General features: G+C 69.5%; 20 protein-coding genes. 9 read left to right on the top strand and 11 right to left on the bottom strand.

Going from position 1 to position 17,420, the window contains the following annotated elements; all coding sequences use genetic code 11:
• Positions 1-5 precede the first annotated feature (5 nt).
• The 3 genes from EDD93_RS38005 to EDD93_RS38015 all read right to left on the bottom strand — a co-directional run bounded on the left by EDD93_RS38005 (position 6) and on the right by EDD93_RS38015 (position 3,939).
• A complete protein-coding gene (locus EDD93_RS38005) occupies positions 6-2,804 on the bottom strand; it encodes a LuxR family transcriptional regulator (RefSeq protein ID WP_260256130.1) in 2,799 nt (932 codons plus the stop codon).
• A 97-nt stretch (positions 2,805-2,901) separates the two neighbouring features.
• On the bottom strand, positions 2,902-3,243 hold the full coding sequence (locus EDD93_RS38010) for a hypothetical protein (RefSeq protein WP_123531299.1): 342 nt from the start codon (positions 3,241-3,243) through the stop codon (positions 2,902-2,904).
• A 228-nt stretch (positions 3,244-3,471) separates the two neighbouring features.
• Positions 3,472-3,939, bottom strand: a complete 468-nt coding sequence (locus EDD93_RS38015) for a cupin domain-containing protein (RefSeq protein ID WP_123531301.1) — start codon at positions 3,937-3,939, stop codon at positions 3,472-3,474.
• A gap of 252 nt (positions 3,940-4,191) precedes the next feature.
• Between EDD93_RS38015 and EDD93_RS38020 the strand changes: the two genes are divergently transcribed.
• Complete coding sequence (locus EDD93_RS38020; RefSeq protein WP_148083929.1) at positions 4,192-4,380, top strand: NAD(P)-dependent oxidoreductase; 189 nt, start codon at positions 4,192-4,194, stop codon at positions 4,378-4,380.
• Between the two features lie 138 nt (positions 4,381-4,518).
• Positions 4,519-5,118 (top strand): YceI family protein, encoded by a 600-nt coding sequence (locus EDD93_RS38025; RefSeq protein ID WP_123531305.1) that lies wholly within the window; start codon positions 4,519-4,521, stop codon positions 5,116-5,118.
• A gap of 82 nt (positions 5,119-5,200) precedes the next feature.
• On the opposite strand, the gene EDD93_RS38030 is transcribed toward EDD93_RS38025, so the two are convergent.
• On the bottom strand, positions 5,201-5,467 hold the full coding sequence (locus tag EDD93_RS38030) for a WhiB family transcriptional regulator (RefSeq protein ID WP_123531307.1): 267 nt from the start codon (positions 5,465-5,467) through the stop codon (positions 5,201-5,203).
• Between the two features lie 362 nt (positions 5,468-5,829).
• Here EDD93_RS38030 and EDD93_RS38035 point away from each other — a divergent pair.
• Positions 5,830-6,719, top strand: a protein-coding gene (locus EDD93_RS38035) for an IS5 family transposase (protein ID WP_185092643.1) whose coding sequence is annotated in 2 segments (ribosomal slippage) — positions 5,830-6,187 and positions 6,187-6,719 — 891 coding nt in all. Because the reading frame shifts where the segments join, the coding sequence is not laid out codon by codon here.
• On the opposite strand, the gene EDD93_RS38040 is transcribed toward EDD93_RS38035, so the two are convergent.
• Positions 6,699-7,217 carry a hypothetical protein gene (locus EDD93_RS38040; protein ID WP_148083930.1) on the bottom strand — a complete coding sequence of 173 codons (519 nt, stop codon included), beginning with the start codon at positions 7,215-7,217 and terminating at the stop codon, positions 6,699-6,701. The two genes, EDD93_RS38035 and EDD93_RS38040, sit on opposite strands and share 21 nt — an antisense overlap.
• 119 nt (positions 7,218-7,336) lie before the next feature.
• Positions 7,337-8,290 carry an IS481 family transposase gene (locus tag EDD93_RS38045; RefSeq protein ID WP_123527726.1) on the bottom strand — a complete coding sequence of 318 codons (954 nt, stop codon included), beginning with the start codon at positions 8,288-8,290 and terminating at the stop codon, positions 7,337-7,339.
• Positions 8,291-8,376: 86 nt separating this feature from the next.
• Here EDD93_RS38045 and EDD93_RS38050 point away from each other — a divergent pair, with 86 nt between their 5' ends.
• Positions 8,377-8,799 carry a cupin domain-containing protein gene (locus EDD93_RS38050; RefSeq protein WP_123531311.1) on the top strand — a complete coding sequence of 141 codons (423 nt, stop codon included), beginning with the start codon at positions 8,377-8,379 and terminating at the stop codon, positions 8,797-8,799.
• Positions 8,800-8,956: 157 nt separating this feature from the next.
• Complete coding sequence (locus EDD93_RS38055; protein ID WP_123531691.1) at positions 8,957-10,165, top strand: globin domain-containing protein; 1,209 nt, start codon at positions 8,957-8,959, stop codon at positions 10,163-10,165.
• A 75-nt stretch (positions 10,166-10,240) separates the two neighbouring features.
• Here EDD93_RS38055 and EDD93_RS38060 read toward each other — a convergent pair whose 3' ends face one another.
• Entirely contained in the window at positions 10,241-11,008 is a 768-nt protein-coding gene (locus EDD93_RS38060) for an SDR family NAD(P)-dependent oxidoreductase (RefSeq protein ID WP_123531313.1), read from the bottom strand.
• A 195-nt stretch (positions 11,009-11,203) separates the two neighbouring features.
• Here EDD93_RS38060 and EDD93_RS38065 point away from each other — a divergent pair, with 195 nt between their 5' ends.
• Together EDD93_RS38065 and EDD93_RS38070 are read left to right on the top strand one after the other, a co-directional pair.
• Positions 11,204-12,100: an RNA polymerase sigma-70 factor gene (locus EDD93_RS38065; protein WP_123531315.1), complete on the top strand. Its 897-nt coding sequence runs from the start codon at positions 11,204-11,206 to the stop codon at positions 12,098-12,100.
• A gap of 126 nt (positions 12,101-12,226) precedes the next feature.
• Positions 12,227-12,727, top strand: a complete 501-nt coding sequence (locus EDD93_RS38070; protein ID WP_123531317.1) for an Ohr family peroxiredoxin — start codon at positions 12,227-12,229, stop codon at positions 12,725-12,727.
• A 17-nt stretch (positions 12,728-12,744) separates the two neighbouring features.
• Here EDD93_RS38070 and EDD93_RS39835 read toward each other — a convergent pair whose 3' ends face one another.
• From EDD93_RS39835 to EDD93_RS38085, 4 genes are all read right to left on the bottom strand, one after another.
• Positions 12,745-12,888, bottom strand: coding sequence for a hypothetical protein (locus EDD93_RS39835; protein WP_185092644.1), 144 nt, complete (start codon positions 12,886-12,888; stop codon positions 12,745-12,747).
• Positions 12,889-12,982: 94 nt separating this feature from the next.
• The gene (locus EDD93_RS38075) at positions 12,983-13,762 is read right to left on the bottom strand and encodes an RNA polymerase subunit sigma (protein ID WP_123531319.1); all 780 of its coding nucleotides are present in this window, start codon (positions 13,760-13,762) and stop codon (positions 12,983-12,985) included.
• Between the two features lie 163 nt (positions 13,763-13,925).
• Positions 13,926-15,275, bottom strand: a complete 1,350-nt coding sequence (locus EDD93_RS38080) for an NAD(P)/FAD-dependent oxidoreductase (RefSeq protein ID WP_123531321.1) — start codon at positions 15,273-15,275, stop codon at positions 13,926-13,928.
• 90 nt (positions 15,276-15,365) lie between these two features.
• Complete coding sequence (locus EDD93_RS38085; protein ID WP_123531323.1) at positions 15,366-16,007, bottom strand: TetR/AcrR family transcriptional regulator; 642 nt, start codon at positions 16,005-16,007, stop codon at positions 15,366-15,368.
• Positions 16,008-16,113: 106 nt separating this feature from the next.
• On the opposite strand from EDD93_RS38085, the gene EDD93_RS38090 reads away from it, so the two are divergent.
• Both EDD93_RS38090 and EDD93_RS38095 read left to right on the top strand, forming a co-directional pair.
• Complete coding sequence (locus tag EDD93_RS38090; RefSeq protein WP_260256131.1) at positions 16,114-16,845, top strand: SDR family NAD(P)-dependent oxidoreductase; 732 nt, start codon at positions 16,114-16,116, stop codon at positions 16,843-16,845.
• A gap of 77 nt (positions 16,846-16,922) precedes the next feature.
• Positions 16,923-17,393, top strand: coding sequence for a carboxymuconolactone decarboxylase family protein (locus tag EDD93_RS38095; RefSeq protein ID WP_123531327.1), 471 nt, complete (start codon positions 16,923-16,925; stop codon positions 17,391-17,393).
• Positions 17,394-17,420: the final 27 nt, after the last annotated feature.

Here is a 17,420-nt window from a genome sequence, read left to right on the forward strand (position 1 = left end):
GGAAGTCAGGTTGCGGGCGCGGTGGAGTCCGGTGCCACCGAGCCGATCTCTTTGCGGGAGGAGACACCGAGCTTCGCGAACACCTTGCTCAGATGCCATTCGACCGTGTGCGGGCTGAGGAACAGCCGGGCGGCGATCTCCGGGTTGGTGAAGCCCTCCTGCGCGAGCCGGGCGATCTCGGCCTCCTTCGTGGTGAGGGCCGCCGGGGCCGCCGAGGCGCGTTTGCGTACGGTCGCTCCGGCGGCCTGCAACTCTCGTCGCGCGCGCTCCGCGAACGCATCGGCCCCAGCCTCGCTGAGCATCTCGTACGCCTCGCTCAGCCGCACACGCGCGTCATCCCGCCGTTGTCCGAGGCGGAGCCACTCGCCGTAGCGGAGCCGGGCGCGGGCGCTGTCCATGCGGGTCCCCGCCGCGTCGAGGTGCTGAATCGCCCGCTGGTGCAGGGTGTCGGCTTCCTGCCCCTCGCTCACCAGGGCTCGGACGGCGGCGGAGATGCCCAGAGCCCAGGGCGTGCGGACGGCCCGGGCCATCTCCTCGATCGTCCGGGCGGCCTGGGCCGCCTGCGCGGTGTGCCCCAGCCGTACGGCCGCTTCGACGAGTTCCACCCGGGACTGGAGGGACAGTCCGAGTTCCTGGGGGTTCTCGCAGCCGTGCTGCGCGGCGGCGTAGGCCTCCTCGTACCGGCCGAGACCGTTGTGCAGCACCGCGGCCGCCCACTGGGTGGCCGTCGTCACCTTGCCCTCGCCCTGAAGGAGACGGTCCCGCGTGACGGCTTCGATCGCCTGCCGGGTCGAGGACTCGTGTCCCTTGAAGGGCTCCACGACGAGCGCGCCGTAATGTGCGAAGAAGCTGCTGCCGGTGGCTTCAGCGATCGCGCTCGCTTCCACGGCGAGGGAGTGGGCCCCGCGCAGATCGCCGGCGAACACCCGGTTCGACAGGCGCAGGAGGAGGGCCGAGGGCAGTACGGCCAGTGCTCCGCTGCCGCGGGACAGTTCGACCAGCCGCGCCGAGAGCTCGGACCAGGAAGCGAAGTCCCAGGTGTTGTGCGCCATGCGGCATACCAGCGGGAGCCACCCCAAGCCGTCTTCCCGGGTGAGCTCCCCCGTCCGGAAGGCCGCCACGGCCTCCAGGAGGGGCGGCGCGCCCACGGCGTAGCTTTCGGTGATCACCCGTGCGAGGCCGGTCAGCAAGAGTTCCTCACGGCCCGCCGGGGGCACGTGCTCCCGCGTGCTCAGTAGGGCCTCGGCGACATCAAGGACGCCGCCCCTGGCGAGCCGGCCCGCGGTCAGGGCCGCGTGGGCGGCATCCCGGTAGGTCTGGAGGGCCAGTTGGGGGGCGAACGGCTGAAGTCGCCCGGCCGCTTCGAGCAGGTAGGGCAGTCCGGTACTGGCGCTCTTGGCGGCGGACATGATCTGTCCCCGCAGCAGGGTCGCCCGTGCCGCTTCGGCGTCGTCGAGCTGGCTCAGTTCCGCCGCGTCGACCAGTGACCGCGCGACGTCGAAGGCACCCGCCTGGTACTTCGCCCGCGCCGCGGCCAGCGCCCTGTCCCCACGGCGCGCGGGGTCCGGTGTCAGTTCGGTGGCCCGGTGCAGGAAGGCCGCCGCCGCCGCGATGCCGCCGCGCGTGTGGGCCCGGCCGGCGGTTCCCTCCAGCTCGGCGGCGACGGCCTCATCGGGTCCCGTCGTCGCACTCGCGAGGTGCCATACGCGACGTTCGGGATGAAGACTCGCGTCGATCGAATCGGCCAGGGCCGCGTGTACGCGACGGCGCTCCCGGACACCGCCGGCGCGGTACGCCGCGGAGCGGACCAGCGGGTGGCGGAAGCGCACCCAGGTGCCGAACGTGATCAGGCCGGACGCCTCGGCATGGGTGACGGCGGTGTCCACGCAGATGCCCAGGTGTTCGGCGGCTCTTCGCAGTAGGGCGACATCCCCGACCGGTTCGGCGGCTGCGATGAGCAGCAGCTGCCGCGCCTGAGCCGGGAGCGACTGGACGCGCTGCAGGAAACCCGCCTCGATCCGGCTGGACAGCGGCCGGGTCGTGAGGTCGCCGAGGCCGCGCGCCATCTCGACGGCGGTCAGACCTCGCGGCAGTTCGAGCAGGGCCAGCGGATTGCCGCGCGTCTCGGCGACGACACGGTCCCGCACACTCGCATCCAGAGGTCCGGTGACGACCGTGTCGAGGAGTCTGCGGGACTCCTCCTCGTCCAGCCCCCGTACGAGGAGTTCCGGCAGGTCGGCGAGGATCTCGCGGGTTCCGGACTCCCGGACGGCCAGGACCAGCACGACCGACTCGGCGAGCAGTCGGCGCGCGACGAACTGGAGGGTCTGCGCGGACACCCGGTCCAGCCACTGGGCGTCGTCGACCACGCAGATCAGCGGCTCGTCGCCGACGGCCGACGCGAGCAGGCTCAGGGTGGCCAGACTGACCAGGAACCGGTCGGGCGCGTCACCGGCTCGGAGTCCGAACGCCGTGCCCAGGGCGTCGCGCTGCGGCTCGGGGAGGTCGTCGACATGGGAGAGCAGCGGGGCGCAGAGCTGATGCAGCCCTGCGTAGGCGAGTTCCATCTCGGACTGCACACCGGCCGCCCTCACGACCCGGCAGCCGGCGGCCCGGTCGAGGAGGTGGTTCAACAGCTCGGTCTTGCCGATGCCCGCCTCGCCGCGCACCACCAGGACCCCGCTCTGCCCGGCCTTGGCCCGGGCCAGCAGGTCGTCGAGGACCTGGCATTCGTCCCGCCGCCCGATGAGCTCGGTCCGTGTTCCGCCCCTTACCATGACCGCCTCCCGGCTGTCACGATACATCAGCGATCATCGTGCCCACGGCCTGCTCAGCAACCGCTTCCGGTGACCGGAGGCCATTTCGACGGGACCGCGCGGCGCCTCGGTGTTCCTCGCCGGCTCAGGCCACCCACACCGTGCAGGCCACCGTGCCCACGAAGATCACCGCGATGACGACGATCATGGCGATCAGTGTGCGACGCAGCCATCGCGCGACCCGGGCGTGGTGCGCCTCCTCGGCCGCGCCGATGCTGTCGGCGATGTGCCGCGTCACCATGCGGGCCACGTGCTTCTGGTCCTCCAGGTACCACACCTCGATGTCCCGCTTCTGCTCATGGGTCAGCCCGGGCGTCTGCCCGGTGAAAGCGGTCACGCGCCGACGGGCGGTGCTGAGGTGGGACTCTCGGTACAGATATGCCTCAATATCGGCCAGCCCCCGGGCGGCCTGCTTGTCCGTGTTCATGATGCGCTCCAGGGTGGTGGCCCGGTGAACCTTGGATCCGCCGTCGAGGTGCTCACCGCGTCCGGTCGCAGTGGCTCCGGGCCGACCGCGCCTGCTCGCTCGACGCCATCGGCGGCGATCTCCGACAGGACATGTACACATGTCCTGTCTCACACGGTGTGTCGACGTCCGGATACCGACGGCTGCGGGGCCCCGTGCCCCTGCACGGGGCCCCGCAGTTCTTGTAGGTCAGGCCGTGGGCCGCGGGGCGCGCAGGTGGGCTCGCTCCTTCAGCTCCGCCTCGTCGACCAGTTCCAGCATGGGCTTGCCGGGGGCGCACATCATGGTGACGACGAACTCGGTCGGCTCATCGTCCAGGGCGTTGCCGTCCTGGTAGTGGATGGCGTCACCGCCCGGCTCCCAGAAGGTGCCGCCGGGCTCGACCACGCGCTCGGGCTCGCCCTCCAGCTCGAAGCGGACGGCGCCCTTGATGACGTAGCCGAACGCCGGGCCGGAGTGCCGGTGCGGCGGGGTGCCCGGGTCACCGGGCTCCCACTGGACGTGAATGGTCATCGCCGAGGCGCCCTCGGGCACGGTGATCGGCGCGGCGTCCTGCAGCAGTTTCGCCGCCCGCGTCCAGCTGGGGCCGTCCTCGCCGCCGGTTCCGTGGTGGTGCCCGTGGTGGCCGTGGTGGGCATGCTCTGATTCTTCCGACACTGAGTCGCACCTTCCGTGATGACACCGTCGTCCGGGCCGTGGCCCGGCCGTCGCATGGTCGTTCTGGTCGCGGGGATTGCTTGGCCTCTCCGACCGCTCGACTCCTCTGACCGGGTGGCCGCCGGATCTGTGACACGAGGCGACCGGCGGGGGCATTGGCGGTCGAGGTGTCGTCCGGGGACTGTTCTCGCAAACACAGTGCCCGTGTCACAGAAGACGTGTCCGCCCGGTCTCCCCCATGCGGTCAACATCATGACATCAGCGCATATACGCGAGGTTCCCACCGTGAAGGTCGTAGTGATAGGCGGCACCGGACTCATCGGCTCCAAGCCGGTGGCCAAACTCGACGAGCATGGCCAGGTGGACACCCTGCGGCCCGGCGCGGACGCACGCATCGCGCAGATCCGGTTCCGCGACTGGCTCGCGCAGCAGCAGCACTGAGCCACGACGGGGCGGACCGCAGGAAGGGGGTCCGTCGCTCGTGTGGCGGCCCAAGTCGTCCGCACTGCGGCACGCCGGGCCCCCCGTCTATCAGGCACCTTTCCAGGCAGACACCGATTACAGAAGGAATTACCCACCATGTCCACCAAGCACGACCAGGCCGTTCCCGCCGGCTCCGCGTCCTACGCGGGGGTGACCGGTGTCTACACCGTCGACCCGCTCCACAGCACCATCGGCTTCTCCGCCCGGCACACCATGATCTCCAACGTGCGGGGCAGATTCGTCCGTTTCGAGGGTCTGCTCATACTCGACGGCTCCGCCCCGTCCCGTTCGGAGGCGTACGTAAGTGTCCAGACCGACAGCATGGACACGGGAGCCCAGGAGCTCGATGCCTACCTGAGGGGGCCCGACTTCTTCGATGCCGCGACGTTTCCCCTGATGAGCTTTGGCTCGACGCGCGTCATCCCTCTCGGCGACGACAACTTCCGGCTCCTGGGCGCTCTGCGCATCAAGGACATCGAGCTGCCCCTGGACCTGGCGGTGGTTCTCGGCGGAGTCGGCGCGGACGCCAACGGGCGGCACCGGGTCGGCTTCGAGGGCACGGCCACCCTTCGGCGTTCGGACTGGGGTCTGGCCTGGAACATGCCCCTGCGGACGGGAGGCGCCCTGATCAGTGACAAGGTGACGCTGTCCCTGGACATCTCGGCGGTGCGGGCCGACCTCACACCGGCGGCCTGACCGGGCGGCGAGACGAAGGGGGGCCCGGTGCCGGGCCCCCCTTCGTCTCGCCGTGCGCCCCCGGCTCACACGGCCCGTGTGCTCAGGCAGCTGTCTCCGCCGCCGTCCGGCGCCGTGCCGCGCGCCGTCGTTCGGCACGGCGCTCCCCTTCTGTCGTGCCGCCCCAGATGCCTTCGACGGGACCCGCGACGACGGCCCACGCCAAGCACTGTTCCCTCACGGGACAACGACGGCAGACGGACCTCGCCTCGTCCGTCTGTAGTACTCCCTGACCACTGTTCATACCGCCTATCGGGAAGAAGAGATCAGGGTCTTCGCGTAGGCACAGGCCCCGGTCGCGCCAATCCATGGAACACCTCCTGCGGTCAACGGTTCGACACTGTTCCGCGCTCACTTGAGGAGACCGAGCTGTCGGCTCGGGTGTGACATCGCGAACGGGCCGGATCCTTTTGCCGTTGCGCGGTGCGCCCGTCGCGCGCCGCCCGCACCTCGAGCAGTCCCGGGGGCGGCGGGGGCGGCGGCCATATGCCACTGTCTGACACTCTCTTCAGAGGTCGTACAGTGTGTTTGGCAACAGCCCGTCGACGAGGCCCCTCTGACCCCCGGGCGGTGCCTCCCGTACCTGTCTCCCGAAGGGACAACCATGCGTAACACACTACGTACCACCGCCGTCGGAACCATGCTCCTAGGCCGTGTCTGATAATTGATCTTGTGGCTGGTCGAGGTGAACTGACGGATGCGGCGTGGGAGCAAATACGACCGCTGCTTCCTACGATGGACGGGCGGGGTAGGCCCTGGAGGGATCACCGGCAGGTGATCGACGGGGTGCTGTGGCGGCTGCGGACCGGTGCTCCGTGGCGAGATATGCCCGAGCGATACGGCCCGTGGCAGACCGCCTACGAACGCTTCGCCCGCTGGGAAGCCGATGGCACATGGGCCAGGTTGCTCGAGCACGCACAGGTCCGCGATGACGCGGTGTGCCGGATCGAGTGGACCGTGTCGGTGGACTCCACCATCAATCGTGCCCACCAACACGCCGCCGGCGCCCGCAAAAAGGGGAGCCCTGCGAGGACAAACTGGAGGATCCGCAACGCTCGGCGGCGCGGCAGGCTCTTGGCCGATCCCGGGGAGGGCTGACCACCAAGGTCCACGTGGCCGTCGACGGACGAGGCCTGCCGCTGTCCATCGTCCTGACACCGGGCAACGTCAACGACTCCACGATGTTCGACGCAGTCCTGGACGCCATTTACGTTCCCCGGTCCGGGATGGGCAGGCCCCGACGTCGACCTGACCGAGTGCTTGCCGACAAGGCGTACTCCTCCCGGGCTATCCGGGCCGGGCTCAGGCGCCGTGGCATCAAGGCCACCATCCCCGAACGCTCCGACCAGGTCGGCAACCGGCGTCGAAGGGGCAGCGCCGGCGGCCGCCACCCCGCCTTCGACCGGGAGGCATACAAGCACCGAAACGTCGTGGAACGCTGTTTCAACCGGCTCAAACAGTTCCGGGCCGTCGCCACACGGTTCGACAAGCTCGCCACCCGCTACCAGGCGGGACTGCAGCTGAGTTCGCTCATCTTGTGGCTACGCGATTTGGTGCCGTGATCGCCGGGCGAACAGACTTCGCCTGCGAGGTTGAGTCATGAACGCCGTTTGCGGGACACCCAGCGCATCGAGCCGTGCCATGAGCCGAACCTCTTGCTCTGATGTGACAGCGATCCACAGGGCTGTGCCCGTGTCGCTGGCGCTGAAGATCTCTCGGCCCTGTCGCCACGCCTCGGCATGAATCGTGTAGGGAGCCAAGGCCAGAAGCACGTCGAACTGCGTGTCGTCGCGGACATCGACGTCAATCCCCATACCAGGATCACCTTTCGCAGACCGGACGCCCTCGGCCACCTCGTCGGCGGCCATCGACAACACCTGCTTGTACGCGGGCGCCACTTCCCGTGGCCAGGCGATATCGCTGTAAGCATCGATGTGAGCCGTCTCGATGCTGTCTCGCAGGACACGAAGCGCCTCACGGTGAACACGCACCACGTCTGCTGCCTCCAGGCCGTCTCGGAGGAACAGGTCTCGACGTGGTTCATCGGCTTCACTGGTCATGCGGCTCAGCCTTTCACGCGCCGACGTCGTCCGTTTGAAGGGCCTGACTGCGGCCGCCGTTGTGGCCACGCAACGGACGACCTCGCTCGCCCACAGCTTGATCATTTATCAGACACGGCCTAGGTGTACTGACCCGTGAGGTTGGGGACGCGGCTGGCGGGTGGCTGGCCCTTGAGTGCGGTGTGTCCGCGGTGGTGATTGTAGGTGTGGAGCCATCGCGGGTAGGCGTCGCGTCGCTCGGTCTCGGTCCGGTAGGTCTGGGCGTAGGCCCATTCGTCCAGAAGGGTGCGGTTGAACCGCTCTACCTTCCCGTTGGTCTGGGGCCGGTAGGGACGGGTCCGCTTGTGTGAAATCCCCTGTCCGGCAAGGGAGTTGCGCCAGAGGTATGACTTGTAGCAGGAACCGTTGTCGGTCAGGACCCGCTGGACGGTGATGCCGGCAGCGGCGAAGTAGGCGTGGGCCCGTTGCCAGAATCCGACGGCGGTTTCCTTCTTCTCGTCGGTGAGGATCTCGCTGTAGGCCAGGCGGGAATGGTCGTCGACAGCGTTGTGCAGGAAGCTCATGCCGGCCTTCGCCCGGTTTTTGCGGCCCGCTTGCCGGCCGAGGACCTTGTGGCCTCCGCCGTCGGGGATGTTGCCGAGCTTTTTGATGTCGACGTGGACGAGGTCGCCGGGGGCGGCGTGCTCGTAGCGGCGGATCACCCGGCCGGTGGCCCGGTCGAGGTGAGCCAGGCGGGCGAGTTTGTAGCGGGTCAGGACACGGTGGACGGTCGCCGGGTTCAGCCCGAGGAGATACGCGATGCGGGCCGGGCCCCAGCGCCGCAGGACGCGGACCCTGATGATCCGCCGCTCGGTCCGCGTCGGTGTCCGGCCTGGGCTGTGGTGGGGCCGGGAGGAGCGGTCGGCCATCCCGGCCTCGCCCTGCTCGCGGTAGCGGACTGCCCACCGCTGAGCGGTGGTCGTCGAGACCTGGAAGCGCTCGGCGGCCCGGCGCAGCGGCCAGCCGTCGTCCACGACGCAGCGGGCCAGACGCAGACGTCCGGTCTCGGTCAGGGGTGCATTACGGTGGGACATGAGGGCCTTCTGGTCGTTCGTGTAGATGTCGCAATCCACACCGAACCCGGAAGGCCCTCACTCGTTCAAGATCCCCAAGCCGTGGAATCCGTCACCAACCTCCGTGGACAGAACACCTAGGGCTCTCTCTCCTCCCCGGTACCGCCCACGCGACACCCGGCGGTCCTGGTGTCAGCGGCAGGATCCTGGCCCAACGGACCGTCGGTGACCGGGACTACATCCTGCGCGAGATCACCGTCCCGCCGGGCCAGGCGACAGGCTGGCACTACCACGACGGCTACCTGTACGCCCATGTTCAGCAGGGAACACTGAGTCATTTCGATGCCACGTGCGCGTCCGACGGCGTCTACAGGAAGGGCAGTTACCTGAAGGAGGTGCCAGGAGCGGACCACGTGCACATCGGGGAGAACCGGGGTACGACCGACCTCGTCCTGGAGGTTCTCTACGTCCTGCCGCACGGCGCCCCGCTCTCGCGGGACGCCGCCGATCCCGGCTGCGAACTCCCGTAGCGCCGGAAGCATCCAGGGGCACCGGGTGCCGGGCAGCCGGGCAAGGGCGTCACAACTCTTCTCGCTGTCCGGTCGAACCTGTGGACCGGTGGGACGGCGGACGGGACCGCACCGCATCGAAAGACACTCAACTCCCCTACGAGTTTTGGAGTTCAGCATGCTCTCCGATCAGTCGGCGCGGGTCGTCCGCGCCACGCTCCCCGCGGTGGGAGCGTCCCTCGGCACTATCACCGAGGTGTTCTACCGCCACATGTTCGAGGAACGTCCGGAACTGCTGCGAGGCCTGTTCAACCGGGCGAACCAGGCCAGCGGCGCCCAGCGCGACGCTCTCGCCGGGGCGGTTGCCGCCTTCGCGACCGCTCTGATGGAGCATCCCGGCGAGCGCCCCGACGCGGTACTGGGACGCATCGCGAACAAGCACGCCTCGCTGGGCATCACCGCGGACCAGTACACCTTGGTCGCCCGTCACCTCCTCGGAGCCGTCGCGGAGGTCCTCGGTGACGTGGTGACCCCGGCGGTGGCGGCCGCATGGGACGAGGTCTACTGGCTCATGGCCAACGCCCTCATCGCCATGGAGGCCCGCCTGTACGCCGAGGCCCGGGTCGAGGACGGCGCCGTCTGGCACACCATGGAAATCACGGAACGCCATGAAGAGACTCCGGACGCGGTCTCTTTCGACCTGGGCCACCCCGACGGGTCGCCCGGCGGAGCCTTCGTCCCCGGCCAGTACGTCAGCGTCCAAGCCCAACTCCCCGACGGCGCGTACCAGATACGGCAGTACAGCCTGTCCACAGCCCCCGGCCGCGAGACCTGGCGCATCACCGTCAAGCGAGAGCGCTCCGCCGACGGCCGGGTGCCCGAGGGTGAAGTCTCCTCGTGGCTGCACGCGAACGCCCGTCCCGGCGACACCCTGCAGGTCTCCCTGCCCTTCGGTGACCTGCTGCTCCCCGAGGGCGACAGCCCGCTCCTGCTCGCCTCCGCCGGCATCGGTGTGACCCCGATGCTGGCCATGCTGGAGCACCTGGCCACCGTGTCACCGGAACGCCCCGTGGCCGTCGTCCACGCCGACCGTTCGCCCGTCCACCACGCCCACCGGCTCGAACTCTCCGAACGCGTCGCACAGCTCCCCAACGCCTCGTTGCACCTGTGGTACGAGGTCACCGACCACCCGGACGCCGCCGGTGACCACGTCAACGAGGGCTGGGCCGACATCACCCCCATCTCCCCGGCCCCCGGCACCATCGCGTTCCTGTGCGGGCCGCTGCCCTTCATGAAGACCGTCCGCACCGACCTGCTGGCCCACGGACTGAGCCCCAGGGACATCCACTACGAGGTGTTCGGCCCGGACCTGTGGCTGAGCAAGTAGCCGCCGCCCCGACCGCCGCCTGCCCATTCTGCTACTGACCCACGCGAGTATCGCCGGCGCCGCGGGCGGGGGGCGTCAGATGAGTTCCAGTCCGCCGTCGACGGTGACCACCTGGCCGGTCGCGTGGCGTCCGGCGGGTTCGGCCAGGCGCAGGACCCAGTGCGCCATCTCGTCGGCGGAGGCGATGTGGTGCGTGGGGATACGCTCGCGCTCGTAGGCGTACATGTCGTTGGCCGCCTCCGGGGTGAGACCGGCGTGGAGCATGACGTCCGTGCGCGTGGGGCCGGGGGCGACGGAGTTGACACGGACCCCCTCACCGGCGAGTTCGAGGGCCCAGCTCCGCGTCATCTGCTCGATGGCGGCCTTGGTCGCCGCGTAGTGGGCGCCGCCGGCCATCGGGCGATGGCCGTAGGTGCTGGAGAGGTTGATGATCGTGCCCGAGGTCGCGCGCAGGTGCGGGAGGGCTTCGTGGGCCAGCAGGCTCGGAGCGACGACGTTGAGCGCCAAGAGGTCGAGAATGACCTGCTTATCGGTCTCCGCCAGCGGCATGACCGCGGTGGCACCGGCATTGTTGACCAAGTAGTCGAGGCGGCCCCACTTCTGCACGGCGTGCGCCACGATCTCGGCGGGTGCCCCGTCGGCGCGGACGTCGACGGCCAGGACCGCGATGCTGTCGTGGGCCTCGGCGGTCTCCTTCAGCGGTTCCGCACGGCGGCCGACTCCGAGTACATATGCGCCGGCCTCGGCGAAGGCCACGGCGGTGGCCCGGCCGATGCCGGAGCCGGCGCCGGTGACGATGGCGACGTGACCGGAGAGTCCCCGGTCGGTGGTGGTGGCGGTCACGTGACATCCTTCGTTCGACGATCATGGCTAACGCATCGTGTGATGACGTCCTTCTGACCGAACGGGAGTGCTGCCTGTGACAGGCCCGGTGAACCGGCCGTCCCTGGCATCGTGCGTGCCACGGTGCGTCCGCCAAAGGCAAGTCGGTGTGACACTTGTAGCATGACCGGTGACCCGTTCAGAAGGGACCGTTCCATGCAAGCCGGTGCCCCTCGCGACACCCTCGCTCAAGCGACGAAGGACTTCATTTCCGCGCGTCCGCAGCTCTTCGGCATCGCGTACCGCATCCTGGGCAGCACGGCGGAGGCCGAGGACGTGGTGCAGGAGACCTGGTTGCGGTGGCAGAACACCGACCGGACGGCCGTGCACGAATCGGCCGCCTTCCTCACCACGGTGACCACCCGGCTGGCGATCAATCTGGCCCAGTCGGCGCGCGTGCGCCGCGAGACCTATGTCGGCCCGTGGCTCCCGGAGCCGGTCGGCACCGGGCAGGACCCGTATCTGGGCGCGGAGCGGGCCGAGGCGCTCGAACTGGCGGTGCTGCTGCTCCTGGAGAAGCTGAACCCGGTGGAGCGCGCCGCCTATGTGCTGCGGCATGCCTTCGACTATCCCTACGGGCGGATCGCCGAGATGCTGGAGATCACCGAGGCCAACACCCGTCAACTGGTGAGCAGGGCGCGCAAGCACCTGGCCGCCGAGCGCCGGGAACGGGTCAGCCCGGCGGTCCATCGGCGTATGCTCAAGGTGTTCCTCTCCGCGGCACGGACGGGCGACCTGTCGGTGCTGGAGGACGTGCTCACCGCGGATGTCGTCAGTTACTCGGACGGGGGCGGAATGCGCGGCGCGTCCAGGATCCCGGTCGTCGGACGGGACCGTGTGAGCCGGTACCTCGTGGCCTTCGCGCCGCGCTTCTGGCCGTCGGCGGACACGCGTTGGGTTGAGGCCAACGGCCGCCCGGCGGTACTCGTGTCGTCCGGCGGGAAGGCGGTGGCCCTGCTGTCCGTCGGTGTGTCCGCCGAGGGCATCGACCGGATTCTGTGGGTGCTGAACCCCGACAAGCTGTCCGCCTATGTCGCGTCACTCGTCAACTGACACACTGTCGGATGTTCCCTGCGGCCCGCAACGGGTAGGCGTCACAGGCAAGATGACTCGCCGGTCATCCTGTAGTCCGGACTCTGTGTCCGCGGATGTAAGCGTCTTCCACCATCGGAGCATGCCGTGACCAAGCGGATCCAGTTGCCCACCCTGTCCACCGAGAAGGACGTCGACGGGGACTCCTTCTCGCCCATCTACACCACGACGGTGACCGTCAGCGGTGGGCCGGCCGCGCACGGGCGAGCCTCTGGGCGGGCGCGATCGGCCGACGGCGCCCTGGACCTCGATCTGCGCGTTCCCGCCGAGCTGGGCGGTGACGGCCGGGGCACCAATCCCGAGCAGCTGTTCGCCGCCGGTTTCGCCGCGTGCTTCCAGGGAGCGCTGAGCCTGATGGCGCGGCAGGAGGCCCTCGACCCGGACCTCATCTCGGTCGAGGCCACCGTGGGGTTCGGGCGGGACCCGGCAGACGAGGGATATCTGCTGCGTGTCGATCTGGTGGTGACGTGGCCCGGCGTCGACGCGGAGGTCGCCACTCCCCTGGTGGAGAAGGCCCGTTCCCTGTGCCCCTATGCGCGGATGGCGTGGCGGGGCACACCAACGACCATCACACTCGCCGTCTCCTGAGGTCACGACTGCCGGGATCATGAAGGAAACCACAGGTCCGCGTCGGCGGCCGCCTCCTCGCAGACGTCGAAGACGGAGATCTCCTTCTTGGGCAGGTGCTGCGGAGGCAGGGCGGCGATCAGGGGGTGGTCGGCGCCGAACTCCCGCCGGACCGGGCGCACTACGCGTCCGTCAACGCCGAGTACTTCGAGCCACCCGACTCCCCGAGCTCATCCTTATGGCCGCGGGGACCGCGAAAGTGTGACGCGCTGCGCGTCACGCGGGAGTCCGGTTCCAGGCGCGTAGCTTGTCGGGGTTGAGCATCACCCAGACCTGGACGACCCGGGACCCGGCGATGTCGAGCGTGATGACGGCGACGACCCGGTCGTCGTAGCGGGCTACGAGGCCGGTGCGTCCGTTGACGGAATGGGTGTCCAAGGTCGTGCGGGGCTGACGGGTGAGCAGCGTCAGAAGACTGTGGGCGACCTCGGCGCCGCCGTTGACCGGCCGAGTCAGTGTGCGGATCCTGCCTCCGCCGTCGTAGAAGACGCTCGCGTCGGGGGCCAGCAGCGAGGCCAGCCGGCCGGCGTCCTCTTCGGCGCATGCCCGTCGTACCATGCCGACTATTCGGTCCTGCCGGTGCGGTGGTGCCGGCTCCGCCCGGCGCGCCCGCAGGCTCAGGCGGGCCCGGTCCAGTGGGTCGGCGTACCCCGGTTCGGACCGCCCGATGGTGCCCGCGCCCGTGCGCGGCGCTGTCCCGGCCTCTCCCGCCGGCTCCGGACTGCTCGGTACACCAACGTGCGGTGCCGACCCGGCCCCGTCCGGCCCCGCGAACCGCCCCAGGCAGATCCCGCCGACGGTCCGCGTCAGCCAGGCCCGAGGTACCGTCACTTCGGCCCGTTCCGGATCGGAGAGCCCGTACCACCGCCGGTACGCGTCGTTGATCGCTCCCTCGGCGGCGACCCGGCTGCCGAGCATCCAGCTTGCGACCTCCAGCAGATGCCGCCGCTCATCGAGCAGCTCCGTGATCGGCACGTCGTCACCGACGTGGTCCATACCGGGTCCTCCTCCTGGACGGCGCTCCGACGCCCTCGCCATCGCGACGCGCGTGCACAGCGGAACGGTACTCGTAGTACCGGCCGGACCGGGCGGCAAAAGACCTTGTGACACCTTTTCGTTGCCACGGCCCCGCCATCGCTTCGCCCCGGTCAGGACCGGGTTACCGGGCGACCACGTCCTCGGTCCGTTCGCCGTGGCGGGGGGCGCCCTTGGAGACGAAGGCGTCCCGCGGACGCTGGACCGACGCGAGCGAGACGATGTCGCGGCCGAAGAGGGCGGCACTGACCCACACGGCGAACACCCGGGCCTTGCGCTCCCAGGTCGGTATGGCCAGCACGTGGTAGCCGCGGTGCATCAGCCAGGCCGGGAGCCCCTTGATGACCAGGCGCCGGTACTGGAAGATGCCGTGCCCAAGCCCCAGGGTGGCCACCACACCCAGGCTGTGGTGCACGTAGTCCTTGGTGGGCCGGCCGCGCAGGTCCGCCAGGATGTTTCTCGCCAGCAACTTCCCCTGCCGTACCGCGTGCTGGGCATTGGGGACCGTGTGAGCCCCCGGCTGTCCGGATGCCAGATCGGGTACGACGGCGTCGTCGCCCGCGGCCCACACGCCGGCCACTGCCTCGCTGTCGGTGCCGACCCGGAGGTCGGCGCGGACCACGAGCAGTCCTCGTTCGTCGACCGGGAGGTCGGTGTGGTTGCTCACGATCGGGTTGGACGCGTTGCCCGCGGCCCACACGAGCAGGTCCGACTCGTACTCCGTACCGTCGGACAGCACGATGTGACCGCCCGCCGCGGAGACGAGCTGAGTGTTCAGGTGGACCCTCGCACCCCGCTTCTCCAGGAAGCGCACCACCCACTCGCCGGGCCGTTCCCCGACCTCGGGAAGGATGCGCCCCCGCGCTTCGACCAGGTGGAACGACAGCTCGTCCGCGTGGATCTCCGGGTAGCTCCTGAGCAGTGCGGCCGCCAGGGCCAGCAGCTCCCCGAAACCCTCCACGCCGGCGAAGCCGCCGCCGACAAAGGTGACCGCCAGCAGTTTGCTGCGTTCGGAGCCGGGCGGCAGTAGCGCGGCGCGGTCGAACGAGGTCAGCAGCCGGTCCCGTACGGCCACCGCCTCCTCGACGTGCTTCAGGCCGTACGCCTGTTCGCCGACCCCGGGAATGGGGAAGGTGCGGGTGACCGCGCCCGCCGTCACCACCAGGACGTCGTAGGAGAGGTCGAAGTCCGCTCCGGTCTCCGGCCGTACCGTCACCTTGCGTTCGCCGTCGCGGACCTCCGTGACGGCGCCCGCGATCAGCCGGGTCCCGCGCAGGTGTCTACGCAGGGACACCGACGCGTGCCGGGCCTCGACCGACCCGGCCAGCACCTCGGGCAGGAACGGCTGGTACGTCATGTAGGGGCGGGGGTCGACCACGGTGACGCGTGCCTCACCCCGGCGCATTTTCTTCTGAAGGCCCCACGCGGTGTAGAAACCCGCGTAACCACCACCCACGATCAGGATTTCGCGCACAGTGTCCTCTGTTCCTCTCGGCTTCTGACACCAAGACCGGGAGGAGCCGTTCGCTGTGACAGGGTGCGGTCGCGCCGACGGGGTGCCGGGTCAGCTCGGTGCGGAGGGGGCCGTCAGCCGCAGTCCGGCGGGCGGCGGGTGCGGCAGGGTGCGGGCACCGGAGTCGCCCAGCCCGTCGAGGGCCAGTTCCAGGTAGCGCCGCCACAGTTGCGGGGCCGTGTCCAGCAGGGGGGCGGCCGTCTGGTGGATGCCGCCGAGCAGCAGCATGATGTCCGTCCCGGTGACATCCGCACGGACGGCGCCCTGTTCCTTCGCCCGGGTCGTGAGGTCCTCCACGACGTCGCCGAGGCGGCCGATCGCTGCCCGTACCTCGGCATGCTGGAGCGAGGGGCGTCCGATCACCTCGCAGAACGCCTGGTCGGAGGCGAGCGCGTCGACACCCGCGGTCATGAACTCCCGCAGGGCCGCTCCAGCGGCGTCGGCCTTCAGCAGGCGTGCCGCCAGACCGGTGAGTTCGTCGAGCAGTTGCAGCATGATCGCCGCGAGCAGGTCGTCCTTCGACGCGAAATGCCGGAACACGGTGCCCTTGGCGAGGCCGGCTCGCTGGGCGATCTCGCTCATCGACACATCGACCCCGCACTCGGCGAATGCCTCGGTAGCCGCGGTGAGCAGCAGCCGCCGGTTGCGAACCATGTCCGCTCGGGGACCGGGAGCGGGCGTCGTGTCAGTCATGCTCCGAGCTTAACACCGAAGGTGACCAGTAGGTCATTTTCGATGCTAGGCTCGGCAACCTGACCGCTCGGTCACTTTAAATACAGCTTCAGGAGGAGACATGAGCATGACCCTCGACAGGAAGGTCGCCCTGGTCACGGGCGCTTCCTCGGGCATAGGTCGGGCGACGGCGCTCGCCCTGTCCAAGGCGGGCGCCCGGGTGGCCGTCGGCGGGCGACGGGTCGACAGGCTGGCCTCCCTGGCAGCGGAAGCCCCCGGCGACGTACTCGTCCTGGAGCTGGACGTCACCGATCCCGGCTCCGTACAGGACGCCGTCACGGCGACGGTCGAGCGCTTCGGCGCACTCGACATCGTGGTGAACAACGCGGGCGTCATGCTCGGCGGAGCCATCCTGGGCGCGGACATCACGGAGTGGACGCGGATGGTGGAGACCAACCTGCTGGGATCCATGTACACGGTGCACTCGGCGCTCCCCCACCTTCTCGCGGCCAAGGGAGCGGTGGTGCAGATCTCCTCCACCGCGGGGCGCATCTCCTCGGCGGCGAGCGGAGCCTACGCGGCCACCAAGTTCGGCGTCACCGCCTTCTCCGAGGCACTGCGCCAAGAGGTCACGGAGCAGGGCGTACGGGTCGTCGTCATCGAGCCCGGGTTCGTCTCGACCGAGCTGACCAGCCACATCACCGATCCGGTCATGCGGGCCGCGGCGAAGGACATGGCGCGGTCCATCCAGACCCTCGACTCGGACGACATCGCCGCGGCCGTCCTCTACGCGGTCACCCAGCCGGCGCACGTCGCCGTCAACGAGATCCTCATCCGTCCCACCGACCAGACCCGCTGACGGCCCCCGTGTCACAGATCGACGGGGAACCCGGTCAGTAGACCGTAACGAATTCCCCCCGGTGAAAAGGTTTCCTGATGGACGCGCGTATCGACTACTTCGGCAACGCCCTCGCGGGCAAAGTCATGAAGCACCTGAACTCGGCCGGCGCGGCGGTGCACGCCGCCGTCCCGGCCGCCACACAGGAGTTGGTGAAGATCCGGGCCAGCCAGATCAACGGCTGTGGCTTCTGCACCGACATGCACACCAAGGACGCCGTCGCGGCGGGTGAGGACCAGCAGCGCCTGAACCTGGTGGCCGCCTGGCACGAGGCCACGGTCTTCACCGGCGCCGAGCGCGCGGCACTGGCCCTGACCGAGCAGGGCACGCGCCTCGCGGACGGCGCGGGCGGTGTCTCGGACGAGGTCTGGGCGGATGCCTCGCGGTACTACGACGAGGACCAGCTCGCCGCGCTCATCTCGCTGATCGCGATCATCAACGCGTACAACCGCATCAACGTCATCAACCGGCAGCCCGCCGGTGGCTACAAGCCCGGCATGTTCGGCTGACGGGTTCTGTCACCGGGCCCGCCTGGG

The organism is Streptomyces sp. 840.1 (assembly GCF_003751445.1).
Lineage (GTDB): Bacteria > Actinomycetota > Actinomycetes > Streptomycetales > Streptomycetaceae > Streptomyces.

Bases quoted from the DNA above. Each gene is read 5' to 3' on its own strand.
- EDD93_RS38005 (WP_260256130.1), bottom strand. From the start codon at position 2,804: ATGTATCGTGACAGCCGGGAGGCGGTCATGGTAAGGGGCGGAACACGG.
- EDD93_RS38010 (WP_123531299.1), bottom strand. From the start codon at position 3,243: ATGAACACGGACAAGCAGGCCGCCCGGGGGCTGGCCGATATTGAGGCA.
- EDD93_RS38020 (WP_148083929.1), top strand. From the start codon at position 4,192: ATGACATCAGCGCATATACGCGAGGTTCCCACCGTGAAGGTCGTAGTG.
- EDD93_RS38025 (WP_123531305.1), top strand. From the start codon at position 4,519: ATGTCCACCAAGCACGACCAGGCCGTTCCCGCCGGCTCCGCGTCCTAC.
- EDD93_RS38030 (WP_123531307.1), bottom strand. From the start codon at position 5,467: ATGGATTGGCGCGACCGGGGCCTGTGCCTACGCGAAGACCCTGATCTC.
- EDD93_RS38040 (WP_148083930.1), bottom strand. From the start codon at position 7,217: ATGACCAGTGAAGCCGATGAACCACGTCGAGACCTGTTCCTCCGAGAC.
- EDD93_RS38045 (WP_123527726.1), bottom strand. From the start codon at position 8,290: ATGTCCCACCGTAATGCACCCCTGACCGAGACCGGACGTCTGCGTCTG.
- EDD93_RS38055 (WP_123531691.1), top strand. From the start codon at position 8,957: ATGCTCTCCGATCAGTCGGCGCGGGTCGTCCGCGCCACGCTCCCCGCG.
- EDD93_RS38065 (WP_123531315.1), top strand. From the start codon at position 11,204: ATGCAAGCCGGTGCCCCTCGCGACACCCTCGCTCAAGCGACGAAGGAC.
- EDD93_RS38075 (WP_123531319.1), bottom strand. From the start codon at position 13,762: ATGGACCACGTCGGTGACGACGTGCCGATCACGGAGCTGCTCGATGAG.
- EDD93_RS38085 (WP_123531323.1), bottom strand. From the start codon at position 16,007: ATGACTGACACGACGCCCGCTCCCGGTCCCCGAGCGGACATGGTTCGC.
- EDD93_RS38090 (WP_260256131.1), top strand. From the start codon at position 16,114: ATGACCCTCGACAGGAAGGTCGCCCTGGTCACGGGCGCTTCCTCGGGC.
- EDD93_RS38095 (WP_123531327.1), top strand. From the start codon at position 16,923: ATGGACGCGCGTATCGACTACTTCGGCAACGCCCTCGCGGGCAAAGTC.